Annotated in this window: 12 protein-coding genes and 1 tRNA gene; 10 read left to right on the top strand and 3 right to left on the bottom strand. The window is 42.8% G+C overall.

Annotation, left to right across the window (positions count from 1 at the left end; all coding sequences use genetic code 11):
* Positions 1–2: 2 nt before the first annotated feature.
* Positions 3–90 (bottom strand) — tRNA-Ser (locus MHO82_RS09770).
* Between the two features lie 115 nt (positions 91–205).
* Entirely contained in the window at positions 206–1,198 is a 993-nt protein-coding gene (locus MHO82_RS09765; RefSeq protein ID WP_239183747.1) for an ABC transporter substrate binding protein, read from the bottom strand.
* Positions 1,199–1,422: 224 nt separating this feature from the next.
* On the opposite strand from MHO82_RS09765, the gene MHO82_RS09760 reads away from it, so the two are divergent.
* From MHO82_RS09760 to MHO82_RS09735, 6 genes are all read left to right on the top strand, one after another.
* Complete coding sequence (locus MHO82_RS09760) at positions 1,423–3,771, top strand: DEAD/DEAH box helicase (RefSeq protein ID WP_239183746.1); 2,349 nt, start codon at positions 1,423–1,425, stop codon at positions 3,769–3,771.
* Positions 3,772–4,086: 315 nt separating this feature from the next.
* Positions 4,087–5,775 (top strand): NAD-dependent malic enzyme, encoded by a 1,689-nt coding sequence (locus MHO82_RS09755; RefSeq protein ID WP_239183745.1) that lies wholly within the window; start codon positions 4,087–4,089, stop codon positions 5,773–5,775.
* Between the two features lie 115 nt (positions 5,776–5,890).
* Positions 5,891–6,232: a DUF3392 domain-containing protein gene (locus MHO82_RS09750; protein ID WP_239183744.1), complete on the top strand. Its 342-nt coding sequence runs from the start codon at positions 5,891–5,893 to the stop codon at positions 6,230–6,232.
* A gap of 5 nt (positions 6,233–6,237) precedes the next feature.
* Positions 6,238–6,933 (top strand): ElyC/SanA/YdcF family protein, encoded by a 696-nt coding sequence (locus MHO82_RS09745; protein ID WP_343299964.1) that lies wholly within the window; start codon positions 6,238–6,240, stop codon positions 6,931–6,933.
* Between the two features lie 243 nt (positions 6,934–7,176).
* A complete protein-coding gene (locus MHO82_RS09740; RefSeq protein ID WP_239183743.1) occupies positions 7,177–8,547 on the top strand; it encodes a DASS family sodium-coupled anion symporter in 1,371 nt (456 codons plus the stop codon).
* Between the two features lie 134 nt (positions 8,548–8,681).
* Complete coding sequence (locus MHO82_RS09735) at positions 8,682–9,767, top strand: ketoacyl-ACP synthase III (RefSeq protein WP_239183742.1); 1,086 nt, start codon at positions 8,682–8,684, stop codon at positions 9,765–9,767.
* A 97-nt stretch (positions 9,768–9,864) separates the two neighbouring features.
* On the opposite strand, the gene MHO82_RS09730 is transcribed toward MHO82_RS09735, so the two are convergent.
* Positions 9,865–11,193 carry a GGDEF domain-containing protein gene (locus MHO82_RS09730; RefSeq protein WP_239183741.1) on the bottom strand — a complete coding sequence of 443 codons (1,329 nt, stop codon included), beginning with the start codon at positions 11,191–11,193 and terminating at the stop codon, positions 9,865–9,867.
* A gap of 522 nt (positions 11,194–11,715) precedes the next feature.
* On the opposite strand from MHO82_RS09730, the gene MHO82_RS09725 reads away from it, so the two are divergent.
* The 4 genes from MHO82_RS09725 (at position 11,716) to MHO82_RS09710 (ending at position 17,285) form a co-directional block, all read left to right on the top strand.
* The gene (locus MHO82_RS09725; protein WP_239183740.1) at positions 11,716–13,872 is read left to right on the top strand and encodes an adenosylcobalamin-dependent ribonucleoside-diphosphate reductase; all 2,157 of its coding nucleotides are present in this window, start codon (positions 11,716–11,718) and stop codon (positions 13,870–13,872) included.
* Positions 13,873–13,912: 40 nt separating this feature from the next.
* A complete protein-coding gene (locus tag MHO82_RS09720; protein WP_239183739.1) occupies positions 13,913–14,602 on the top strand; it encodes an NrdJb in 690 nt (229 codons plus the stop codon).
* A 209-nt stretch (positions 14,603–14,811) separates the two neighbouring features.
* A complete protein-coding gene (locus MHO82_RS09715) occupies positions 14,812–16,497 on the top strand; it encodes a methyl-accepting chemotaxis protein (RefSeq protein ID WP_239183738.1) in 1,686 nt (561 codons plus the stop codon).
* A 200-nt stretch (positions 16,498–16,697) separates the two neighbouring features.
* A complete protein-coding gene (locus MHO82_RS09710) occupies positions 16,698–17,285 on the top strand; it encodes an FMN-dependent NADH-azoreductase (protein WP_239183737.1) in 588 nt (195 codons plus the stop codon).
* Positions 17,286–17,376: the final 91 nt, after the last annotated feature.

The raw sequence follows: 17,376 nt of genomic DNA, 5'->3' as shown, positions 1-17,376 counted from the left end.
GGCGGAGAGATAGGGATTTGAACCCTAGATACGCTACAAACGTATGCCGGTTTTCAAGACCGGTGCTTTCGACCACTCAGCCATCTCTCCGTAAGTGCGAAGAATAATAGCAGTTTCTTTTTTACTGTAAAGCGTTATATCAATAAAATTAATTCGTTTGCTTAAAGCACCAGCACATTGAGTAGTAAAAGCTCATAATGTCTAATTAATCAACAAACTCGACCCGCTCTTTCATTTCTTCCGTTACAGCCAATCCCCACTTTTTAAATTGGCTTTTACTGTATAAATATCTGCCTTGGTCTGCTGTTAATGGGCCTAATGTACTTGGCCGCTTACCTTCGAAGATCGCTTTAATAATTTTTGCCGCTGCTCGCCCTTGAATTTCTCCGAATAGCACTAAACCACCCGCAGTTTTATTTTCCCCCACAGAAAAGTCCCAAAAGCAAAAAATAGGGATAGGCGTATTCTCAGAAGACCAACTCAATATTTTTTCAGCTGCCACGTGCTTACCCGCTTCATCAACAATCGTGTGGTACAAGCCAATAATAATGGCATCAAATCCTTCTTGCTTGGCATTTAATATACTTTGTTGCCACAAGCTCTTCTCCCCTATCAAACGCAGCTCGACCTCAGTTCGACCTATGGTTGAAAACAACTTCCCCTGAAATTCTTCTTGTATGGCTACATGTGATGTTGTGCCTGAATCAAACAATATTAATGCCCGCTTTAACTTTGCTTGAAACAAAGAATCAATTTCAGCAATCGAGCGTTTAAATAATGGCCGCTCTAACACTCCTGTTATATTAGGAGCCCCAACGACGCCTAATGCCCTCGGGTTACTGTTTACTCCTAGAAATACAACCGGCGTCTCTGTTTTCTTAAACTTTGAGGCTAATAGCTTCACAGCATTATCGTCACCCAATACTACTAAATCTGGCTTAACTTCTAAATACTGTTCCCAAGCCAAAGCCGCTCTTATTGGAAACTGCGCGCGTGGGACTCTTTTCGTGTCCATTTGAAACACGACAAAGTCATGTCCGGGCAAATTACTTTTCAGCCCATGTAAATAGCTTGCGTCCCATTCATATTCTGAGTGATAGCTTTCGATAACTAAAATCGTTTTCGCCGCTGTAGCACTACTGAACATACACGCTAAAGTCAGCAAAAATACAATTCGAAGTAACCGATGACTTGTCATGACAAGCTCCTAGCCTAGTCTTTTTTTGTTATTGAATGCAATAATCGCTAGATCTCATGGTTTTCTACCTTTAATTCACCCATGATAATTATAGCTTGAGTTAACTTTGCAACAGCGGCAGAGGCCCCCTAATAAATAGCGAACAATTTAAAGTACTCACCTGATCTCTCTGTTCTTTTTTCAGGTAAACTGTGCGACATGAACCACTCTACCAGAAACATTTCATGTCTTTACCTATTGATAGAATAAAATCTGAATTTCTTACTCTGCTGACTCAACACCACTTAGTTGTAGAAGCTGAAACAGGCTCAGGAAAATCAACTCGCTTGCCTATTTGGGCAAAATCACAAGGTAGAGTGCTGGTCGTGCAACCAAGACGTATTGCGTGTACCTCTTTAGCAGAATACCTAGCAGAGCAAGCCAACGAGAAAATTGGGCAATCTATTGGCTACGCGATTAAATTTGACTCTCGATTTGATGACAGCACCCAAGTGGTATTTGCAACACCGGGCGTGGCGTTACGATGGATGAGTGAAACCACATTGGCTCATTTCGATATTGTCATCATTGATGAAATGCACCTTCGCCGCTGGGACACCGATTTACTGCTGGCTCTATTAAAACAACACAACCAGCATCGACTCATTGCCACATCCGCCACATTAGATAGTCAGCGCCTTATCGAATATTTAGATGGCAAGAGCATAGCTGCTTCGGGGCGTTGCTTCCCGGTAGAAGTATTTCATCAAGCCACGGACTCTCGCCATAGCCCTGATATTCGTGGCCTTGAAAATAAAGTACAACAAGCAGTTGAAGGAGCATTTGAGCAATACAGCGGTGATATTTTAGTCTTTTTACCTGGCCGCAAAGAAATTGGCCTTTGTATGGGAGCACTAAAGCACTTAGACGCTCATATCATTCCCTTGCACGCGTCCGTTACTGATACTGACAGGCATCACGCTCTCACCACCAGCGAGCGCCGACGAGTGATACTCGCAACCAATGTGGCAGAAACATCACTGACCATTCCAGGGATCACCATTATTGTCGACTCAGGTTTAGAACGACGCACACATCAACGTAATGGTCGAACGGTATTAAGCTTACATGCCATATCAAGAGCCAGTGCCGAACAACGTAAAGGCCGTGCCGGTCGTATTTCTGCTGGTGTGTGTATTCGTCTGTACGGCAGTGCAGCACCGCTGGAGTTAGTCACACCGCCAGAACTCCATCGAGAAGAGTTAGTCGAGCCAATGCTAGCAGCAGCGTGCTGTGGCCATCGTTTGGATCAATTACAGTTTATTGACTCCCTACCTGAAAAAACATTGATTCAAGCAAAAGATAAACTGCAAAATATGCAGGCTATCGATCAAAAAGGCAATGTGACTGAACACGGCAAATTACTTTATCCGCTCCCTATTGATTCGTTGTTCGCTCACCTGATCACAGCAATGCCAGATAAAGCCAGCAAAGAAGCCATGATTGACTTGGCATCGGCCTTATCTGTCCCTCAACGCCTATACCATCTGCCCAAAAATGAAGAAGCTTTAGAACAACTCCAACAATGGGAAAAACATGGTTGTGATGCCACAGTACTCGTTAAGCTGCTTCGTGAAGAGGCTCCTGAATACCTGAACGTTGATCCTGACATGCTTCAAGAAGCAAAAACAATGTCAGCACAAATACGTGAAGCGATGGAACTCCCACAACTCTCAGTCGCTACATCATTAAAACGGGATGTTTGGCTTGAATCAGTGATGCAGGCTGCCCCAGAGCTGGTCTTCATCAGACGTGAAAAGCGACGCCAAGCACTAGGCAATGGCTTTAGTGAAGCGACCGTTGGCCGTGATAGCCACTACCCAGAAAAAGCAGAAGCCGCGATTATTTTCGATCAGTACAACCTACCTGGCAAAGGGGTGAAACAAACCCTGTCACTTGGCACCTGTCTGGCCCCCGTTTCTCTGCAACAGCTCATTAAACTGGATATGGGAGAATTAGAACACATCGACAGCCAAGTTATTGATGGACTGTGCATCTCAGTAATGGCTCGCAAGTACGCTGGACGCATCATAGAAAAAATCAACCAAGAGCCTGTCGGCCTAATTGCCAGCAGTGCCATTGTTGACATGATCCTGTCTAATCAGTTAATGGCAGGTCTTGCGGATCACCTTGCTTTTCAAATCCAACAATGGAACCTCTATTTAACACTGGGCCGTCATGAACATGGTCTATGCAACCACGCTGAACCAGCCGAGTTACGTGACTGGCTAACGGATCAAATTGAATCTTTAGGAATTGAATCAGTTGAAGATTTACTGATGTTTTCTCAAGATGATTTTATTTTTGAAGGGATCCCGGAATGGGAGCAAGAAAGCTTCAATCAAGAGTTTCCGCGAAAGCTTCACCTTGCCGATCTCAACTTATCGGTCGACTATAATGTCGCACAAAAGCGTGTGTATGCCATTTATGAAAGCGGCGGAAGAAAACAAGATCCGAAACGCTGGGAACTTCCTGTTTGGAAAGGGTGGCGAATTCAGTACAAGAAGGCTAGCCGAGTGGTTGATGTAAAATAAGTGCGACAATACTAGGAAATTGTAGGGCACAGCCTAATCTTTACAGAAAGATCACACTTTTTATTTTTGCTGTGCCCTTTATGCCCGAAATCTTGACAAAGAAGCTTATCAAGCACAAACATACTATTATCAGTAAGCGTAACTGATTCAATCTTGTGCAGTAACGGCAAGTATTCAGTAAAACATGACCGCATTCGCATTTTATTGGTGGTTTGTCTTTGAATTCCATCATCACTACGACTAGGATTACCCCCCTAGCAAATGCTAGTAATCGGACAGTTTGTTCAATCATCACAATAAGAACAGAGTCAATCAATGAATAACGATAAACGCCCTCTTTATATTCCCTATGCCGGACCAGCTCTTCTCAGTACTCCACTTCTAAATAAAGGTGGCGCATTCAGTGTCGAAGAGCGTATGTTTTTCAACCTAGAAGGTCTGCTTCCTGAAGCAATTGAAACCATTGAAGAACAAGCCGAACGTGCTTATTTGCAATACAAAAGTTTCGAAAGTGACATGGATAAGCATATTTACTTGCGTAACATCCAAGATACCAATGAAACTCTGTTCTATCGCCTAGTTCAGAACCACATTTCTGAAATGATGCCAATCATCTATACCCCTACGGTTGGTGCTGCGTGTGAGAACTTCTCGAACATTTACCGCCGTGGCCGTGGTCTATTCATCTCATACCCGAATCGCGATCGCATTGACGATGTGCTAAACAATGCATCAAGCCAAAACGTAAAAGTTATTGTAGTTACGGATGGTGAACGTATTCTTGGTCTTGGTGACCAAGGTATCGGTGGTATGGGCATCCCAATTGGTAAACTGGCTCTTTATACCGCGTGTGGTGGTATCAGCCCTGCTTATACACTGCCAATCGTTCTTGATGTGGGCACCAACAACCAACAACGTCTTGCTGATCCTATGTACATGGGCTGGCGTCACCCTCGTATTACAGGTTCAGAATACGATGAGTTCTTAGAAGAGTTCATTCAAGCTGTTCAACGCCGTTGGCCTGATGCGCTTATTCAGTTTGAAGATTTCGCACAAAAAAATGCAATGCCGTTACTTGAGCGCTATAAAGACCGCATCTGTTGTTTTAACGATGATATTCAAGGCACCGCAGCGGTTACTGTTGGTTCTCTGATTGCGGCATGTAAAGCAGCAGGCAGCAGACTGTCTGAACAACGTGTGACTTTCTTAGGAGCAGGATCTGCTGGTTGTGGTATCGCTGAGGCCATCATCGCCCAAATGGTCTCTGAAGGTATTTCTGATGAAGAAGCACGCCAACGTGTATTTATGGTTGACCGCTGGGGCTTGCTGCAAGAAGGTATGCCTAATCTGCTTGATTTCCAACAGCGCCTTGTGCAAAAAAATGCCAACACGGCGGATTGGGATGTAGAAGACAATAACTTCTCTCTACTGGATGTTATGCGTAACGCAAAACCAACCGTTCTAATTGGTGTTTCTGGCGCGCCTGGTTTATTCAGCGAAGATGTTATCCGTGAAATGCACAAACATTGTGAGCGCCCGATTGTCTTCCCACTGTCTAACCCAACGAGCCGTGTTGAAGCAACGCCATTTGACATTATTCGTTGGACTGATGGTCAAGCTTTAGTGGCAACAGGTAGCCCGTTTGAGCCAGTAAATCACAATGGTTCTGTTTACCCAATTGCTCAGTGTAACAACAGCTACATTTTCCCAGGTATTGGCTTAGGTGTCTTAGCGGTATCAGCATCTCGCGTATCGGATGAAATGCTAATGGAGTCAAGCCGAGCGCTAGCTGAATGTTCCCCACTTGCTATTGATGGCACTGGTGCACTGTTACCACCACTAGAAGATATCCACCTAGTCTCTAAAAAAATCGCATTTGCGGTGGCAAAAAAAGCCATTGAACAAGGCCACGCATTAGAAATCACCGATGAAGCACTAGAAAATGCCATTAACAACCAGTTCTGGCAGCCAGTGTACCGTCGTTACAAGCGTACTTCTTTCTAAGCGTTTCTTCAAAATCGTACTAAAAATAGTCAGCCGATGCTGGCTATTTTTTTAACTTTAACAATAAGGTACAATGCCATTTAACAACTTAAATCATCACTAAACCACACATGGTATGAATTATATAGAACCCGTACTCAATTATCTGAATCAATTAGGTGCTTATTTAACTCCTTACCTTAGTGATGTATCCACAGCTCTTATTGCTTGCCTTTTAGTGATGTTTGGCAGCAATATCAATCGCGCAATGCGAGCTGGCTTACAGGACCAACATTTTCTTGTTCGCACCACTGCTTTTATTGCATTAAATGCCTTTGGCTATGGACTAGTCATCATTAAAGTATCCCCGTTACTGTCTGATCTATTGCAACAATTAGAACCTGGTATAACTCTTGGTCTTGTTTTAACGGCGTTTATGTTTATTGGTGGCTGGGCACAAAGACATCGGCAGGTATAACGTAGATGACATTTCCAGCACTCCCAAACTTATGGCAAAAACTGCGTGTATTAAAGCGCGCATTACTGTTTTGTCTTGCACTACTCACTTGTATGCTTTTAGGGATGCTTTTGATTGATACCACCATTTCCTTTCAAGGATCTGATCGTGTTTTTCAGAATATCGATGATTTACCTGAACGAGATGTTGCCTTAGTGCTTGGTACCAGTAAGTACATTGGCCGACAGCTTAACCCTTTTTATCAATACCGTATTGACGCTGCGATTAAGCTCCACCAACTAAAAAGAGTGAAAAACTTTTTACTCAGTGGTGATAATGCCCATCGTTCTTACAACGAGCCTTGGACAATGAAACGAGACTTATTAAAAGCGGGAATCGAAGATAAGAACATCACCTTAGACTACGCTGGTTTTCGAACCCTTGATTCTATCGTTCGTGCTAAAGAAGTATTTGAAGCGAACCATTTCGTGATCATCAGCCAAAAGTTTCACTGTGAACGTGCCCTATTCATCGCTAATCACTACGATATTGACTCTGTTTGCTTAGCCGTACCTTCCCCTGAAGGTCTTGCGAACATGAAAATTAGAATGCGTGAAATATTAGCGAGAACCAAAGCCGTTCTCGACTTATATGTTCTTAATGTGCAACCAAAATTTCTAGGCCCCAAAGAGCCCATTTCGATTCAAGAATCCCCTCAATAAATCTAACTTATTTTATATCAACAAGTTAGCCTATTTCGTATTCATGGGTATGTTTCTACCCATTCTTAATTTCCACTTTCACACTTTTTGTAACTGGTTTGTTATTCGTCTTTTTTATAAATCAAAACCCTTTAACATTAGCTCAACAGGTCATAACAAGTGACCGATTATAACGATAACAAAGACACCATCGGTGAATTCCGATAGGACTAATACTCTGGACATAAAGTAAGGAAAGCGATTATGACAGCACTCGTTGTTACTTTAAAAAACTGGCTACTTACCCGTAATAGCCTCATTTTTATTGGTAATATCCTATTATTTGTGACGCTATTAAACACACTCCCTCTTGATCCTAAAGTTGCTACAGGCTTAAGTATCATGGTTTTTGTAGCGGTTTTATGGTTAACAGAAGCCGTTCATGTCAGCATTACCGCCTTGTTAGTGCCCCTCCTTGCCGTAGGGCTCGGGGTCTTTAATACACCTACCGCCCTTAACAACTTTTCGAACCCAATCATCTTTTTATTTCTTGGTGGTTTTGCTCTGGCTGCGGCGCTTCACAAACAGAAACTAGACCAAGCCATTGCAGATAAAGTATTAACACTGGCTCAAGGCAAAATGTCCGTTGCAGTATTAATGTTGTTTGGTGTAACCGCTGGGCTTTCCATGTGGATTTCAAATACCGCTACCACCGCCATGATGTTACCACTGGTATTAGGCGTTTTAAGCAAAGTAAACAGCCAAAGTAATCGCAGCACCTACGTATTTGTTTTGTTAGGCATTGCTTACTGTGCAAGTATTGGTGGTATCGCAACCTTAGTCGGTAGCCCGCCAAACGCCATCGCAGCCGCAGAAGTTGGTTTAGATTTCATGGGCTGGATGAAAATTGGCCTACCAATCACCATTGTGCTATTACCGATTACTATCGCTCTGTTATATTTCTTAACAAAGCCAAACCTAAAACACACTTTTGAACTCGACCACAAACCCGTTGAATGGACAAACGCGCGTAAAATTACGCTGGCGATCTTCCTATTTACCGTTTCAATGTGGATTTTCAGCAAACCTGTAAATGCCATGCTAGGTGGCCTAAGTAAATTCGATACTTTAGTGGCTATCACCGCTATTGTTCTACTGGGTGTATCACGTGTGGTTGAATGGAAAGACATCGAAAAATCAACAGATTGGGGTGTTTTAATCCTATTCGGTGGTGGTATTTGTTTAAGTAATGTTCTTAAAGCAACAGGCACCAGTGTTTTCCTTGCCGAAAGTCTAAGTGGTTTTCTTGAGCAAGCAGGCATGTTCTTCACTCTACTGGCTGTTGTTGCTTTTGTGGTGTTCTTAACTGAGTTTGCCAGTAACACGGCAAGTGCTGCGCTGTTAGTGCCTGTGTTTGCGACCATCGCTGAAGCATTGGGGGTATCACCTGTTGTTCTTTCTGCTTTAATTGCTGTCTCTGCATCATGTGCCTTCATGCTACCTGTCGCTACACCTCCAAATGCCATTGTATTTGGCTCTGGTCACATTCAGCAGTCTGAGATGATGCGTATTGGTATCTTCCTAAATTTACTGTGCATCATCGCACTAACCTTTTTTGCATGGGTTTTCTGGTAAACACTGCTGTTCAATAAAAAACATCTTCTCTAACCTTGGGCGACTCCGGTCGCCCTTTTTTAGTTTTAAACACTTCACAGATCCGATCTGTCGTATTATTGTTAGCAAATCGAAATAATAAAAAGAGAGAAAAGATGTTCTACGCTGAAATAACTGGTTGGGGGAAGTGCCTACCACCTGCTGTACTGTCGAATGATGATTTAAGCACCTTCATAGAAACATCTGATGAATGGATTCAAAGCCGTACTGGTATTCAATCTCGTCGTATTAGTCACGTAAACACGTCAGATCTTGCCACTGTTGCTGCTCAGCACGCGATGGCGACCGCAGGCATTACGGGTGATGATGTCGATCTCATTATTGTAGCAAGCTGCTCTCCAGATACTTTATTACCGAATATTGCCTCTAAAGTTCAACTTAATATTGGGGCAAAGCGAGCTGCTGCCTTTGACATGAACGCCGCGTGTACTGGCTTTGTCTATGGCCTTGAAATGGCCACTCGTATGATTCAAGCAGGTAACTACCGCCATGCTATCGTGATTGGTGCTGAGCGCTTATCTTTCTACCTAGACTGGAGCAAACGCGATACCGCTGTTTTATTTGGTGATGGCGCTGGTGCCGCTGTACTAAGCCGTACAGAAGAGAAAGTAGGCTTAATTGAAGCTCAACTTGGTTGTGATGCTGAAGGCCGTGATGTACTGGCTATTCCTGAATTTGGGACGGCAATGGATCGCTTTAACCCGGAAAATGGCTATTTCGACTTTAACTTCGTTGGCCGTGAAATTTTCCGTCGTGCAGTTCGTGGGATGGGTGCAGCGGCTCACACCGTATTAGAACGAGCACAGCTCAGCAGTGATAAGATTGATCTTGTTCTACCACACCAAGCAAACAAACGTATTATTGAAGCCCTGTGTGAACATTCTGGTATTCCACTAGAAAAGGCGTTTGTGAACATTCAAAACTACGGTAATACCTCTGCCGCGACTGTGCCTATCGCATTATGTGAAGCGGTAGAATCTGGCCGCATTCAACCAAACAGTGAGATATTAACTGCTGCCTTTGGTGCTGGTTTAACTTGGGGTGCTGCACGTATTAAATGGGGCAGTCGAGTCACACCAATTGAAACCTCAACTGCCGAGTTACCGCCATGTGAGCAAACCGCAGTGGAATTACTGCAAAAAGCCATTACTCACTGCCAACAAAAAGCAGAACAAGAATAAATTGATTCTCTGAGTTAATCGCTTAATGAAACAAAAAAGCCGCAGCGTCAATTACAACTGCGGCTTTTCTTCAAACGATCTAGCAACTGTTTAGTATTTAGCCTTGGGATCGTAAACCATTTGAACTCATTAATTTAGCTAATACTTCAACTCGATTTCGGCCATTGTTTTTCGCTCGATACAATGCATCATCTGCCCGGGCAATCACTTCTGTAACACGCTCATTCCCTAATTCCGTTACACCAATACTGCATGTTAAACGCTGCTCATGACACCAATCATGCTGCTCGACACATGCTCTGATTGTATCCGCTTTTTGTTTCGCACTCCCCACATCCGTATTTGGACAAAAAACAATAAACTCTTCTCCCCCCCAACGAACCAAAAAGTCAGTACTTGGAATAACAGACGAGACGACCAAGACAAACTCTCTTAAAATATCATCACCCATCTGGTGACCATAGTTGTCATTGACCTGCTTAAAATGATCAATATCCAAATACAGTACAGAGAAAGATTGCTGCCCCCAGCGTACCTGCTGTGCCATACGATCCAACCAATCTCGTACTGCATTTCGGTTGCGTGCCCCCGTTAACGCATCACGGTGAGCGAGCTCCGCAAACTCTAGGCTTTGTTCTTTCAGGCTTTTATTCAACTTTTTAAGATGCTTCTCTCTCTTCTGGCTGCTCTGTACGCTCGATTGTAATTTTTTCCATTCCACAATAATCCAGACAATGGCAAACACAACCCACACCGCTAAAATAAATTTTAATAGTGTCTCTTCTTTAATCCATGAACCTTGTAGTGAGAGTTTATTAATTGTAATTTTGTGCTCCCCCACGAGCGCATTAGTGCCTGTGGCTATTTCAATCATAGGAACATTACTAAACTCAGGAGCAGATAATTCTACAGGCACTGAATAATCAGATAACCACCAGCTAAGAACTTGGAACGTGTTCAATGAAATCTCTTTCAGGCCAGATCCAGCTCCTGGCTGATACTCAATACCATTGAATTTCAGTGAAGCGGGATCATCTCGGCGAGTATAGGCCGGATTACTGTTCCTGAAGTACACTCTCAATCTCTGATGAGGGCCAACCCCCTGATAATCGATATCAAGTAGCACACTGGTATACCCTGAAAAGTCCACTCCTTTATAAAGGCTTTCTGTCAACTCAATGGAAATCTCACAAAAAGGCCAACTATGGTGGTCATCAAGGTGACACTCTAAGATCGCTTTACCATCTTCGATAACTAATTTTGATGTACTTTTTCCACCTTGCTGCCTGTCATCAATGTTTTTAAACGTGTACAAACTAGGGTCAAGTTCAAATACTTTCGACGCCCCCTTAGCATGAAACCACACAATGGATATCACAGTAGCGGCTATCATAAAAAGGAGCAGTACATGTACTTTTTTCACCATTTATGCCTCAGACTTTTTATAATTTACCGTAAGTTCACAATCCTTTGTTTAGCTAATACTGATATTACTGTTTTTTATGGGGCTCGCATTCCATTTGTATATTTCGAATCAACATAGCGTGAGATAAATCACACTCTTATTTTATCTTGAAAAAAATAACTGTTAATTAACAAAGTAGCAAAGTTATTCCTATACTCAAATTCATTCAATTTCCTCATATCCACCAGAATTTAAAACAAATGTTTCAGTGATAATAATTAAAAGAAAATAACTGTGCTTTATTACAGTGAACACCAAATAAGCTAAAAAATATAACCAATTGAATCTATTAAAAATAATATCAAGAAAAACAGAGTCCAACGACTGAGATACCTTTTTACTGACAGCGTCAAGACTTGAAGATCACAGCAGATAATGGTTTGATCTACTACGCTCAACTACAGCAAATTTAAGTGCCCTACCCGGCACTTTTTTCGTTTGTGGTCATGGTGAATTTTTCTAAGAATTTAAGGTGCATCTATAATGGCGAAAACCAAAAACGCAATTGACAGTGAATTTTCCAATGCTATCGATATTGCTTACCAATCGACTTCAATGGAGATCTGGGACAGTAAATACCGTCTAAAAGCAAAGCATGGAGAAGCTGTCGATCAAACGCTAGACGATACTTTTAAACGTGTAGCTAAAGCGTTGTCGGATCTAGAAAAGAAAGATCAGCAAGACAAATGGTATAGCAAATTCTTATGGGCCTTACGCAACGGTGCAATTCCAGCTGGCCGTATCACTTCAAACGCAGGTGCATTCGAACACAAACCTGCAACCTCGACCATTAACTGTACGGTTTCTGGCACCATTAATGACTCCATGGACGACATTTTAGGTAAAGTTCATGAAGCAGGCCTAACGTTAAAAGCTGGCTGTGGTATCGGCTACGACTTTTCCACTTTGCGCCCACGTGGTGCTTTTGTGTCTGGTGCAGGTGCCTACACATCGGGTCCACTGTCTTTCATGGACATCTACGACAAGATGTGCTTTACCGTTTCTTCCGCTGGCGGACGTCGCGGCGCGCAAATGGGCACAATGGATATACGTCATCCTGATGTTATCGACTTCATCCGTGCAAAACGTGAAGATGGCCGTTTACGTCAGTTTAACTTGTCACTACTGATCACTGAAGACTTTATCGAAGCAGTGAAAAATGACCAAGATTGGAAATTGATCTTCCCTATCACGGCAAAAGAAGCCAAGCAAGATGGCTTAGATCTTACGACCTCAGATAAAGTGGTTTGGGCTGACTGGCCAACAAAAGAAGGCTTAGTAGAAGACAAAGAAGGCCGTGTTGCTTGTACTATTTATCGTACGCTTCCCGCTCGTAATCTTTGGAATGTCATCATGACATCCACTTACGATTACGCCGAACCTGGTTTTATCTTGATCGACAAAGTAAACCAGATGAACAACAACTGGTTCTGTGAAGAAATTCGAGCAACCAACCCATGTGGCGAGCAACCACTGCCTCCATACGGAGCATGCTTACTTGGCTCAGTCAACCTAACTAAGTTTGTGCGTAACCCGTTCACAGCAGAAGCCTACTTCGACTGGGACGCTTATCGCGAGGTAGTTGCTGTCTTCACACGTATGCTGGATAACGTGGTTGAGATCAACCAGCTGCCACTTGAAAAACAGCGTCACGAAATTGAACACAAACGTCGTCATGGTATGGGCTTCTTAGGCTTAGGCTCAACTCTAACTATGCTTCAGCACAAATATGGTGATAAGGCATCGGTTGCGTTTACCGATCAAGTCGCACAAGAAATGGCGATTACTGGCTGGAAACAAGGCTTAGAACTTGCGAAAGAGAAAGGCGCAGCGCCAGTCATGAACGAAGATTTTGAAATCACGGCCAAAATGCTACGTCAGCGCCCTGAAATGGTGAAAGACGGCATCAAACTTGGTGATAAAATCTCAGGCAAAGTTCTTCACGCTAAATACAGCCGCTACATGCAGCGTGTTGCCAAAGTTGAGCCAGAACTTATTGAAGCACTAGCAAAAACCGGTTCTCGCTTTACACACCATAGTTCAATTGCACCAACGGGTACGATTTCACTTTCTCTGGCTAACAACGCAAGTAACGGTATTGAGCCAAGCTTTGCTCACCACTACACACGTAACGTCATCAAAGAAGGTAAAAAGTCCAAACAAAGTGTTGATGTATATAGCTTTGAACTATTAGCTTACCGTGAGCTAGTAAACAAAAAAGCCATGCCATACACAACAGATGAAGATGCAAAACTGCCTGAGTATTTCATTACTGCTGATGACATTACACCGGCACAGCACATCAATATTCAAGCCGCTGCGCAGCATTGGATTGACTCTTCTATTTCGAAAACAGCGAATATCCCAACAGACTTCCCGTTTGAAGATTTTAAAGACATCTACATGGATGCCTATGATCAGGGCTTAAAAGGCTGTACCACATTCCGCTTTAACCCTGAAGTCTTCCAAGGGGTACTGGTTAAAGAAGAAGATTTAGAAAATACAACGTACGAGTTTACTTTAGAAGATGGCAGCACATTCGAAGCCAAAGGTAATGAAGAAATCGAATACGATGGTGAAATCCATTCTGCTGCCAACTTATACGATGCCTTAAAAGAAGGCTACTACGGTAAGTTTTAAGTTACTTCATTTTTAAAAGTTAAGAATACTAGGTTCCAACATGACCAAGAAAATAAGCAGTAAAATTGTCGGCTACAAAGTAAAAAGCGCTCAAGAAGAACAAGCGCCGGCAGCACCTGTTCAAGAACCAAGCATCCAACAGATGCACGAAACACTACAGCGCCCTGAGAAACTATTAGGTTCTACTTACAAACTGAAAACACCAGAACATGTATCAGAGCACTCGCTTTTCATTACCATCAATGATGTGATTTTAAACGAAGGGACTGAGCACGAAACACGCCGCCCATTTGAAGTGTTCATTAATTCAAAAAGCTTAGAGCACTATCAGTGGATTGTGGCCTTAACTCGCATTATGTCTGCGGTATTCCGTAAAGGCGGTGACTGCACTTTCCTAGTGGAAGAACTTCGTTCTGTTTTCGACCCTCGTGGCGGCTACTGGAACAAAGGTAAATACGTTCCATCGTTAATTGCAGAAATCGGTAATGTGATCGAGCAACATTTAATGGAAATTGGCCTACTGGCAAACCCTGAGCTTGATCAGCACCAAAAAGCCTTTTTAGAATCCAAAAAAGCAGAGCTGGAAACAAAACCAGCAGAAGATGAAGAAGCGAATAACTCAAGCTTTCCACCAAGTGCTACGCTGTGCTACAAGTGCCACAACAAAGCGGTAATCGTAAAAGATGGCTGCCAGACCTGTTTAAACTGTGGTGATTCTAAGTGCGGTTAATCGCCTATTAAACCACTTATATAGTGCCATCTAAAGCCGACCTTAGTGTCGGCTTTACTTTTTCAACCCATTCATTTCGATCCAGTTCACTCTTTCAATTATTCAGCCAGCTTTATCACTCAATCGCATCAAGTTGTCTCCGATCCAGTCGCTATTATTAATATGTTACATATCAGAATGAAAAATACACAGCTCCTGGAAGATAAATTATGAACAAACTCAGAATGAGAAATAAGCTGTTACTCATTGCCATTGTGCCAATGGTTATTGTACTTACTGTTGCAATGAGCATTATTATTAGCTTGCAGAGCGAAACGGTTAACAAAAACGTTTCAGATTATCGCTCTCAGCTTCTATCAGAACGACAAAAACAAATTCGTGATGCCGTTGTGATAGCTCAAAAGAGCGTAGAACATGAGCTACAAAGTTACGACAACAAAGATGAGGCATTAGAAAAAATCCGAGCGATGCTGGCCCCTATCCGCTTCGCTGAAAATGGCTCTGGTTATTTCTTCATCTATGACAGTAAAGGCAACAATGTTGCTCACGCTGCCAATGCCAACGTCCACGGTAAGAACTTAATCAACCTGAAAGACCCCAATGGAGTTTACATTATTCAAGATCTCATCCGCGCAGGCCAATCTGGCGGTGATTTTTTTGAATACATTTACGCAAAACCGGGCTCACCAACACCACAGCCTAAATTAAGCTATGCCGGGCCAATCAGTGGCACCGACTGGTACATCGGCACGGGTGTGTATATTGATGATATTGACGCTGATACCCAAAAATTTAGCGATGCTGCATGGGAACAAATGCAAAGCCAATTTCAATCTGCGGCCCTTAGCTCAGTTGTCTTGGCCATTTTAACCATCATTATTATGCTTTGGGTTGCCGAGCTAGTATCTAAACCAATCAACACGATGGTTGACACACTCAACGACATTGCCGACGGTGAAGGCGATTTAACCCGCCGCTTAGAAATTGGAGGAAACGATGAAATTGCTCAATTAGCCAATGCGTTCAACCGTTTTGTTAGCAAACTTCATTCGATTATTTCTGATGTGTCTAGTGCAACGCTTCAGGTCTCTAGCGCAGCGGAAACCATCAATAATCAGACGCAACATATTTCCAAACAACTGAATACACATAATAACGAAACTGAGCAAGTCGTCACCGCAGTCACCGAAATGAGCTCCACAGCTCATGAAGTGGCCCAAAGTGCGACCCAAGTGGCCGAAGCAACCCATGCTGCCACTCAAGATTCTCAAACAGCACAAGAAAAAGTCTCTGCTTCTACCACCGCTATCGAAGCACTGGCCGAAGAAGTGGTACAAGCTGGCTCACACATGCATTCACTTCATGAGCAATCGCAAAAAATTGATGGTGTATTACAAGTCATCGGATCAATTGCTGAACAAACGAATTTATTGGCACTTAATGCCGCTATTGAAGCAGCACGCGCTGGTGAACAAGGCCGAGGCTTTGCTGTGGTTGCCGACGAGGTACGTAGCTTAGCTAGCCGTACTCAAGACAGTACCCATGAAATTAAAGAGATGCTAGATGAGCTACATCAGCTGGTATCGCAAGCAGTTTCTTCGATGACAACCAGCCAAGACACCAGTACCCTCGCCGTTGATTCCTCGAACCAAATATCAGAAAGTTTATCGTCTGTTACCGGGGCCGTTGATGCCATTAACGACATGACCAACCATATTGCTACCGCTGCCACGGAACAAAGCTCGGTAACAGAAGAAATTAATCGTAACCTAGTCGCCATACGAGATATTGTGGCTGAACTGCTTAATACCATACAGGAGTCTTCCCAAATATCTGAAGAGCTATCCAGTGCAGGCGGAAACCTCAAACACTTAGTTGGTCAATTTAAACTGTAGAAATAGCTTTAGTCATCTTAATAAATGCACATTCTTTCGAGTGTGCATTGTCTTTTTAGCCTCTCAATTACCCTCTTAATACTTGTTCGAATTTTTCGAATGAATTAGGCAAAAAATTACGCTTACATCCATCCCATGGTTTTCCTATTCTATTTACACAGCAACTAAAACAGCTAAATAAACAAATAGGAATCACAATTATGTCAAATGTACTCGTTTTAAAATCAAGCATTCTTGGTGAATATTCTCAATCAACAAAACTGATCGATCATTTCGTTAGTACCTTAGGAAATCAAACCATTACCACTCGTGATTTAGCCGCCGATGCTCTACCTGTTCTTGATGGTGAAATTGCAACAGGCTTACGTGGGGGTGATGAACTCAGTCAGCGCCAACAAGATGCCATTACTCTATCTGATACCTTGATTGAAGAAGTTAAAGCGAATGACACAATAGTGATTGCTGCACCCATGTATAACTTCACTATTCCCACTCAGCTAAAAAACTGGTTTGATTTAATTGCCCGTGCGGGAGTGACATTCACTTACACTGAACAAGGGCCTGTTGGCTTACTAACGGGGAAAAAGGCCATCATTGTGACGACACGTGGTGGTATGCACAAAGACTCTAACAATGATCACATCGTACCTTACCTAAAAACAATTTTAGGCTTTGTTGGCATTACCGATGTGGAATTTGTGTACGGTGAAGCACTGGCTATGGGACCAGAAATGGCGGAGAAAGCGTTAGCTGAAGCCAAAACACAATTAGACGCTATTTCAGCATAATAACTGAATTGCTATAACTCCGAGAAAATTTCATTCAATTACTCTTCCTTGTTTTGCGGCACTTTCATGCAAGTGCCGCTTTTTTCATTTG

It is taken from the genome of Vibrio sp. Of7-15 (genome assembly GCF_022347565.1).
Lineage (GTDB): Bacteria > Pseudomonadota > Gammaproteobacteria > Enterobacterales > Vibrionaceae > NORP241.
This window is presented reverse-complemented; position numbering and strand designations above follow the sequence as displayed.